General features: G+C 51.2%; 9 protein-coding genes. 3 read left to right on the top strand and 6 right to left on the bottom strand.

The genetic code is table 11. From position 1 onward, the window contains the following. The 4 genes from G565_RS0119540 to G565_RS0119520 form a co-directional block, all read right to left on the bottom strand. Positions 1-219 (bottom strand): transposase (locus G565_RS0119540; protein WP_425413991.1); only part of this gene is annotated, 219 nt, incomplete at its 3' end. A gap of 658 nt (positions 220-877) precedes the next feature. Beyond that, positions 878-1,342: a mobile mystery protein A gene (locus tag G565_RS0119530; RefSeq protein ID WP_051208302.1), complete on the bottom strand. Its 465-nt coding sequence runs from the start codon at positions 1,340-1,342 to the stop codon at positions 878-880. Positions 1,343-1,603: 261 nt separating this feature from the next. Then, the gene (locus tag G565_RS25050) at positions 1,604-2,782 is read right to left on the bottom strand and encodes a Fic family protein (protein WP_084649476.1); all 1,179 of its coding nucleotides are present in this window, start codon (positions 2,780-2,782) and stop codon (positions 1,604-1,606) included. A gap of 393 nt (positions 2,783-3,175) precedes the next feature. Further along, positions 3,176-3,799 carry a MarR family transcriptional regulator gene (locus G565_RS0119520; protein WP_028672335.1) on the bottom strand — a complete coding sequence of 208 codons (624 nt, stop codon included), beginning with the start codon at positions 3,797-3,799 and terminating at the stop codon, positions 3,176-3,178. An 862-nt stretch (positions 3,800-4,661) separates the two neighbouring features. Here G565_RS0119520 and G565_RS0119510 point away from each other — a divergent pair. Both G565_RS0119510 and G565_RS0119505 read left to right on the top strand, forming a co-directional pair. Then, positions 4,662-5,489: an alpha/beta fold hydrolase gene (locus tag G565_RS0119510; protein WP_028672333.1), complete on the top strand. Its 828-nt coding sequence runs from the start codon at positions 4,662-4,664 to the stop codon at positions 5,487-5,489. Further along, positions 5,479-6,441, top strand: coding sequence for a GGDEF domain-containing protein (locus G565_RS0119505; RefSeq protein WP_028672332.1), 963 nt, complete (start codon positions 5,479-5,481; stop codon positions 6,439-6,441). The genes G565_RS0119510 and G565_RS0119505 overlap by 11 nt, the downstream gene beginning before the upstream one ends. Positions 6,442-6,589: 148 nt before the next feature. On the opposite strand, the gene vapC is transcribed toward G565_RS0119505, so the two are convergent. Further along, positions 6,590-6,991 carry a type II toxin-antitoxin system tRNA(fMet)-specific endonuclease VapC gene (gene vapC / locus G565_RS0119500; protein WP_028672331.1) on the bottom strand — a complete coding sequence of 134 codons (402 nt, stop codon included), beginning with the start codon at positions 6,989-6,991 and terminating at the stop codon, positions 6,590-6,592. After that, the gene (vapB, locus tag G565_RS0119495) at positions 6,991-7,221 is read right to left on the bottom strand and encodes a type II toxin-antitoxin system VapB family antitoxin (protein ID WP_028672330.1); all 231 of its coding nucleotides are present in this window, start codon (positions 7,219-7,221) and stop codon (positions 6,991-6,993) included. The genes vapC and vapB overlap by 1 nt, the downstream gene beginning before the upstream one ends. A 644-nt stretch (positions 7,222-7,865) precedes the next feature. Here vapB and G565_RS26555 point away from each other — a divergent pair. Further along, a partial coding sequence (locus G565_RS26555) for a transposase family protein (protein ID WP_169579672.1) occupies positions 7,866-8,131 on the top strand: 266 nt, incomplete at its 3' end.

Raw genomic sequence — 8,131 nt, 5'->3', positions numbered from 1 at the left:
TCTAAGCCACTCGACCTCGACCTGCAGCTTGCCAATTTGTTGATATAGATGGTCTTCCCGAGCTTCCAGCTTTTTCGGGTCGGGTTGGCTACTGCCGCGTTCGAAGGCTTCCACCAGTCGCTCCTGGGCGATTTTCTTCCAGGTGTTGATCTGAGAGGCATGTACGCCGCACTGCGAAGATAATTGAGCGACTGTCTTGTCGCCTCGGATAGCCTCCATTGCGACCTTGGCCTTGAACTCACTACTGAACCGTTTTCTCGCCACGTTACTACTCCTGCTTGGTCGTGGCATTCTACCTATGCCCGTGGTCTAAATCATGGGGTCCACTATAAACCTCAAGTATAGCCGGAGCACTCTATACATGACTGGAATTGAGTGTGTTGCCAAAACCGATCCTGTTAAAGCAGGCAGCCTCGCAAGTTCAATGCTAGAGCTCTCGACCAGCGAGTCTAATTGGCGAGCCAATCCCTACCAGCTCTTCGATCGGTGGTAGACCACCTTCTGGAAACCGGGCTATCAACTCCTCAAGGCTGAGTCTTCTATTGGAGTTTCGAGCGGAGCGGTACGCTGCTATCAGACTGAGAGTGGTAAGCCGCTGGATGACCGGTAAATTAAAGCGCTCTTTCAGCCATGCGTAGCCGACCCAGGAAGTATCCATACGTTTCACCTTTTGGCCTTAAAACCCGTTATTTTATTTATAGTATGGTAATAGCGATTTTATTAACCATCGAAATCGCTAAAACAATCAATTGGGTTCGATGGTGAATTGAAATCTAAGGTCTTAGGTGGAGCCGTGAAAATTGGCTAGCTGGTATTAAGAACCCTAAAAGGATAATACCCGCAATGAATCCGGTCTCATAAAAAGTCCCTTAAAGCCTTAATCATCCCAAAAATCTCGGGGTAGCCGATATAACAGCTCGTTTACTTCAGCGTCGATCATCTTGTCTACATCAATCTGGCTCAACCCCTGCCCTTCGAGTGCCATATGGGTATTTACACTCTTCACTTCCTTGCTGGATTTCCGCAACGCTTGCTGTTCGAGAGTCTTCGCGAGGTTCTGTTGCTTGGGTACAAGGAAATAGACAAGCTCACAGTTCAGCCCTTCGGCAGCCCTTTCCAGACTGCGCAAAGTAATAGCTTTGTCGACTTCACTGTTTTCGAGCTTTGAAATCTGCGGTTGTGACACACCGATTCGCTCGCCAAGTGTCCTGGTGCTCATGCCCAAAGCCGTTCTGATAGTATTGATCCAACCGCGTCTAAAACGCGGAACTCGCGCGCCTGGTGGAAGGTCCTTCAGACTTTCATCCAGCTGTTCAATGATTAACCGCTTTTCCCATATCATAACTTATATCGATTAACTAATTACATTCCTACTACTTATATAGCATTAAATTTAACAATACTAGTCTATATATAGACTAGTATTGTTAAGCTATTGACTTCAACGCTTGGAAAAGTAGCTATAAGACCCTATTCACTTCAGCTCTAAAAGCGGTGTCGAGGCGGAACTGCTCAGCTAACAGGCACCCTCGGGCGCATAATTCACCAGGGTGCCGTCACAGGAAGGATGGCCGCGGGCAAGACAGACCTACTCAATGATGACTTAAACCGCGTTGCCCGGCACCATATTGGGAAATACTGCCTGGGCAGCATGCAGAGGCAGGTTCAGCCGCAGCGGTGCCCGGTGAGAATCCGACACCAGCAGAAAGTGATCGGTCAGGTTCTGAACCACTCGGCGCGCGCTTCGCTCGGGCATCTGGAGCAAGGCTGGCACCTCACCCCGCTCGACCGAACCATAGAGAATAATCTGCTCAATGATCTTGCCCCCCCGGGCGATATCCGGCTGGCTGCGAATCCACTCCAGCAAGCCCCGAGTAAAATTGTCCGACTTCAGGGTCTCGGTCATGAACCTCACCTGGTCGAGTGCCGAGTTCAGAAAATACCGCGTGAAGTCGACCAGGCTGGATTCACTGAGTTGGCCACGGCCGTCACGGTCCCCACGCCGAGGTTGATCGCAGCACTCAAGAAGGTACTTATACCGATCCTTCTCCCGGGCAAACCCCCGTGATACCGACCACAGCTCAACACCACTGATCGCTTTTTTCAGCATGGCATGGGTTACCAGTCGGGCCACTCGGCCGTTCCCATCAAGCATCGGGTGAATCCACAGCAACCGGTGATGGGCCGCTGCAGCGGCCACCGGCAGTAAGCGGGGTGGCAGCTGGGCATAGGCACCCTCCCACCGATCCATACAGCGCTGAATATCCTCGGGCGCCACGGGAACGTGCCGGCCGACGATGACATTGGTCTCTCGGAACTGGCCGGGGATGATCGGCAGCGGCTCCTGGGTCGTGGGGTGTATGACCCGATGCATGTGCGCCGGTAACTCGCCGTAAAATCGCCGGTGGATTTCGCGAATCCCGGCCGTACTGAACCCAACCTCGGCCAACCCATCTTCTTCATCGAGCCACCGCTGCACTTCTATGTGAGCCATGGCTTCTTTTTGGAGGTCCCGTTGCGCTTGGTCCTCCTGAAACCTATTGGCCAGCGCCCGGTCGATATCGATCGGTAACGTGTCATGGCCTTCAATGAGGTTGGAATAGTAGCAGTTCATCGCCCGAACGAGCCTGGCCACCGCCCCTTTGACCTCACTGAACTGGCTCGACGCGATACGGGGGGATTCCTGACCCAACTGCCAGGCCAGATCCGCCAATGACTCTTTCTCGGGATTGTCCTCACGAATCAACATCGGTTCCATCCGGCTCTCTGCAGGGGGTGGCATTCGGCCTCCAGGCTGTAATGGTTGTGTGTGTTTGGCCGTCTGGCCGGATAATTGACCGCATAGTGGCCGGTTCTTTGGCCAATTCACTGGCCGGTTAATGTCATACTATACCTGTAGCCACAGATTAACAATTGACCACGTAATGGCGTTATATTGGGTTTACCGAGGATAAAGTGAAGATTTCAATTGGAAAAGATGGTACTTAACTGGCCGGTTTAACATATGCATGTGGCCAGTTTAACCGAGACCTGGTGGCCGGATTCCTGGCCAGATTGTTTATGTTGAGTTGAACTAAATAGTTGGGCTTGTTCACCGGCGACGGCCAGCGCCTCACACTGACCAGGTTCGGCGCTGATTGGCGCTCCCGGCGACACTGGTCCGGGAATAGGCTTGTCACTTGAGCATCGAGTCGGGGATCGTCGTATTCAGATAGCACCTAAGCATGCGCCACCGGTCACCCGGGTACTTCTCGATGCGAGTGCCCTCCATCACCTCCTCTATCAAGTCCTGGCTCTTGAAAAATGCCATTTGCTCTTTGTTGGTGCCGGATTGGTAACTGAACAGCTCTTTACCGCACATCCCCGGAGCCTCATCTATCTGAACCAACAACCGCACCTGGGCATAAGAGCTGATTCCGTTGACCTTGAGCAAATTGAGCCACCGGAGTAAATGCCCCCGATCCTCCATGTCCGGACACTCCCGGTCCATCAGGCGATGCACTTGATACCGGCCTTTGGCAGCCAGGCCATACGCCCTCGGCGTCCGGTCATCCGTACTCAATAGTGTCACCCGGCGCTGGGCATCGCTCAGCTGCCTCTTGGTCAGTCCGGCTGTCGCCATTCGAGCCAGTTGCTTTCGACGATACCCTGACCCAACCCTATAAATCTGTTTGACCGTCAAGGCGCGGTCGGCTTCGTACAGACTGAACAGCACCTGCAGGACACCCAAAGCTCCCAGTCCCTGCTTGTCCAGGTAATCGATCAGCAGTTTTAAACCCGATGTAGGTGTTGCGGGCACTCTACCTCCAGTACCGATTGGGTGTTTGTCAGGTTTCTGAACGAATGCGCTCAAAACGTATCGATACAATCAACCGGTAACATACCCACATACGTGATTGAATTCCAGATTGGCCGTGGCCAACGCCCTGCTCTCATCTCCGGTCAACGCCATTCATTGATGCTGGGTGTCGTCGCAAAGCCAGGCAATGCCAAAGCGCAGCGGCCAGCATAGGCTGGCCAAACCTCAACAATACAATATCGTCAGTCCAGATCTGCTGCCGGCATAGGCAAAGGATGATCCATTGGGTATGTTTACAGTGCGATTAACCTCCCTAACAGATTGCATTGGCATTGCTATACAGTAGGACTGAAAACATAAAGCCCCGCACAATGGCAGGGCTTTAAGTAAACTAGGCTCGCTTTATAACCGCTCATGGGCGAGTAACCCCGGAGGGTCGGAGGAGAACCCGGTGAAGTCAGACTAGAATCACCGTCCCGTTCATACGCTCAATCCGCCATATACTAGGGCTATGCTACCGCTGGGTAAACCTCTACATCGTCAGGAGAAAGTGGATCATCCTTGGACAAGGAATTCGAGAGGTCTAGCCAGACTGGAGGTAGATATTACCAAGCGCTGACTAGCTGCTATCTGACCACGATATTTACAGAGTCATGAATGGACGTGAACTCGCCGACCAAGCGTTGCGCATGTTTCCTTTGCTGAAAGTACTCTATACTTCCGGATACATGGAAAATGCTATCGTCCATCATGGACGCCTGGATCACGACGTTGAACTGCTAAGTAAACCGTACGATCGTCGGGAGCTTGCCGCCAAGGTCAGGAAAGTCTTGGAATCCAAACATTAAGATAGACTATTACTATGCCTCAAGACACCCTCATTAATAGACACAACATCCATTTTCTCGGCCCAGACGCTGCCAGCACATCGAGACCAACACTCCTTTTGGCCCATGGCTTCGGTTGCGATCAGCAAATCTGGGGGCCAGTGGCTCAGATTCTCGCCCAGGAGTACCCATTGGTCCTGTTTGATCACATGGGCTGCGGACAATCGGACATATCGGCCTATGACCCAAGCCGCTATACCCACTTGTCTGGCTATGCAGACGACCTGGTGGATATTGTGCAAGGCCTAAAACTTGAACGACCTATACTGGTGGGGCATTCGGTCAGTAGCGCCATTGCCTGGCTGGCTTCATTGAAAGCCAATGATCTGTTCCGGCAAATCATCGCCATAGGGCCCTCTCCTCGCTATATAAACGACTCACCGGGCTATGTTGGTGGGTTTGAAGAGCACGATGTCCAGGAAATGATTGATTTGATGGAGCGCAACCATTTCGAATGGGCAGGATACCTGGCGCCCATCGTCATGGCCGCCGGAAATCGACCAGCTTTAGCGGATGAGCTACGCCAGACCTTCCTCAACGCCGATCCGGTCATCTCCCGACGCTTCGCTCAAACAACGTTCAGAAGTGATATTCGCGATGAATTGCCTAAAGTTACGGTGCCTACTCTGATCCTGTATTGTGAGCAGGATGTGATCGTACCCTTGGAAGTCATTGATTATTTGAATCAAACGTTACCCAACTGTACCGTCAAGAAGCTCGACGCCACTGGTCACTACCCTCATATGAGCAACCCACCCGAAGTCGCTCGTGCGGTCCTTGAGGGTGTTGAGCATGCAATTTGATGTTAATCAATTACCCGGTGGGTACATCCAGCTGGATGAGACGAATACAGTGACATCGGTTAACCAGCCTATGTGCGATTGGCTCGGTCGGTCCATGGACAGCCTGATTGGTCGGGCTCCCGAAAGCTGGATGACTGTCGCATCACGCATGTACTACCTTGGACATGTGTTGCCGTCTCTGCGCTTGCACCGTCACGCCGAAGAGATCCTTCTGACGTTCTCGAGCAATACCGGAGAACCGTTACCGGTTATTTTGAATGCTGCCGCTCGTCCAAAGGCTGATGGAGGCTTCCTGTTACTGATACTACCCATGCAACGACGGAATCTGGTAGAGGAACAGTTGCAGAAAGCTCGCAAGACAGCTGAGCAAGCTACAATCGAAAAAGAGCAGGCACTCAATGAGGTTCAAACGCTGGCTCATGAACTGGAGCTGCGACAAGTTGAATTGACGACTCTGAACACACAGTTGGAACAAATGGCTACCCAAGACGTGCTCACTGGCTTGAATAATCGCCGTGTCTATGAGCGCGAAATCGAAATACAATTAGCTTCATACCAGCGAACTCATCGTACATTCACGTTAATACTTACCGACATTGACTGGTTTAAACACATCAATGATCAGTTTGGTCACGATGCAGGGGACCGCGTATTGAAAGACGTAAGTCACTGTCTTCAGCAGGGTATGAGAAACGTGGATATACTGGCCCGTATGGGTGGGGAGGAATTTTCGTTACTGCTTCCAAGCACCTCAGCGGAGCAAGCAATTTTGGTGGCAGAACGAAAGCGACAAGACATTGAGAACATGACTACTCCTTACGGCACTGTCACAATGAGTTTTGGTATTGCCGATGCCCACCCGGGGGATAAAAAGGGGGATATCTATGGCCGCGCCGACAAAGCAATGTATGCCGCGAAAAGCAAGGGAAGAAACCGGGTTTGCGTGGGGTAGAGGTTCATTCCCTCCACCATGACACAGCGGTTTGAATAGGTAACGCCAACAAGCCCAAGATAGATCAACACCCTGTTAGTAGTCCACCGTGACAATTAGACCTCTAAGGTTTTCGGCTATCCAGGCTATTACATACACTATTATCGTTTCAGCTAACCCAATTGGCCAGGCGAATCCCAGGAGCGTTTTTAAACTGCTTTGTGTTGTTGGTAACAACAACTACACCCCGGGACCTCGCATGACCAGCGATCATTTCATCGTAGGGGCCAATCGGTCTTCCGATTTTTCTCAGCTCCGCCCTTAACTGCCCCGTGTGCGCTGCCGCGTCACTGTCATAAGGCAGTACTTCCAATCGGGCGGCAAACCCCTCAACATCGCGCAAGTTTCGGTCGACCGCGGCGGAAGCCTCCGCCCCATAGATCAACTCCATCAGAGTGACTGCTGAAATGCACATTTGACCATCGTGTGCCTTAAAAGCCTCTCGCACTTCGATGGGCTTATTCTTGATAATGTAGATGGCGATGTTGGTGTCGAGCATGTACTTCAACATCAAAATGCCTCGCGCTCTTGATGCTCTGGCTGGTCCCTATTTTCCATAAAGTCATTAGAAACACCCTCTCCATCAAACCAGCTATCCCATGACTCACCGGCAGGGGTGATTATTCGAGCCCTACCTTGAACAACGATGTCTACCTGCCTCACTGTTTCCGGGTAGGCGACGGGCTTGGGAAGCCGCAAGGCCTGACTCTTGTTGCTTTTGAATAGACTCGCACGATTCAAGATTAACCCCCAACCAATGGTATATGCATAAAATATAATCTATGCTGGCATCAGATATGGGATATGTCAATGGTATATCCCATTTTACAGGCCGTAGATCAGCAATTGGCGCGCTTTTACTTCCTACAAAATAGCACCCTGGAATGAAATAAAAATATACCGATGATCTCTCCGTAAGCAGATGATCATAGTCGATGTTGCCACTGACGCGGAGGCACACAAAACATTACTTTTGGCCAGCTATAGCCAATTGAGATCAGAATTTTTGAATTAAGACCTTCCGAACCAGATACACACATAGACCGATTCGAACACTGCTCTAATTCGTAGCCCTTACTTCCTTTCAGTATTCAATAAAACCCGGCTTACACATAGCGCCTAGCATTATATCAATGAACAAGCGGACGCTGACTCAAACAATCAACAGCTCTCGAACACTGGTTTGATCGCAACATAAGTCGGCTGCCACAGCGCAACTCGCTGAACAGCACGGGGCTTTCTTTCGCCTCAAGAAATGCTTTGTAGCCATGGATGACCCCAACTGTAATGCTCGAGAACACCCCAAAAACCGGCTCTTCGTAGTTTCCTGTGGAAATCCAGTATAATCAGGACTTGATCATACCGAATTTACGGGGAGTCTTTCTGTGGAAATCGAAGAGCATTATGCACTGCTTCTGGGTATTCATTCGCCCTGGGAGACAAGCTCGGTAGACCTCAACATGGCCAATAGCCGAGTCGATATCGAGATTGAGTATGTCGACTCCACTGGCGCGTGTCCTGAGTGCGGAACATTATGTCCAAAACACGATGAACGTGAATCCCGGACCTGGCGCCATCTGGATACCATGCAGTTTGCTACTTACCTGCACGCTCGGTTGCCAAGGGTCAAGTGTAAGGGCCATGGTGTTAA

It is taken from the genome of Saccharospirillum impatiens DSM 12546, from assembly GCF_000423605.1.
GTDB classification, from domain to species: domain Bacteria; phylum Pseudomonadota; class Gammaproteobacteria; order Pseudomonadales; family Natronospirillaceae; genus Saccharospirillum; species Saccharospirillum impatiens.
The sequence above is the reverse complement of the archived record's forward strand: the minus strand, read 5'-3'. Positions and strand labels throughout refer to the sequence as shown.

Coding starts and splice junctions, on each gene's coding strand:
- G565_RS0119505 (WP_028672332.1), top strand. CDS start 5,479: ATGCAATTTGATGTTAATCAATTACCCGGTGGGTACATCCAGCTGGAT.
- G565_RS0119530 (WP_051208302.1), bottom strand. CDS start 1,342: ATGATATGGGAAAAGCGGTTAATCATTGAACAGCTGGATGAAAGTCTG.
- G565_RS0119510 (WP_028672333.1), top strand. CDS start 4,662: ATGCCTCAAGACACCCTCATTAATAGACACAACATCCATTTTCTCGGC.
- vapC (WP_028672331.1), bottom strand. CDS start 6,991: ATGTTGAAGTACATGCTCGACACCAACATCGCCATCTACATTATCAAG.
- G565_RS25050 (WP_084649476.1), bottom strand. CDS start 2,782: ATGCCACCCCCTGCAGAGAGCCGGATGGAACCGATGTTGATTCGTGAG.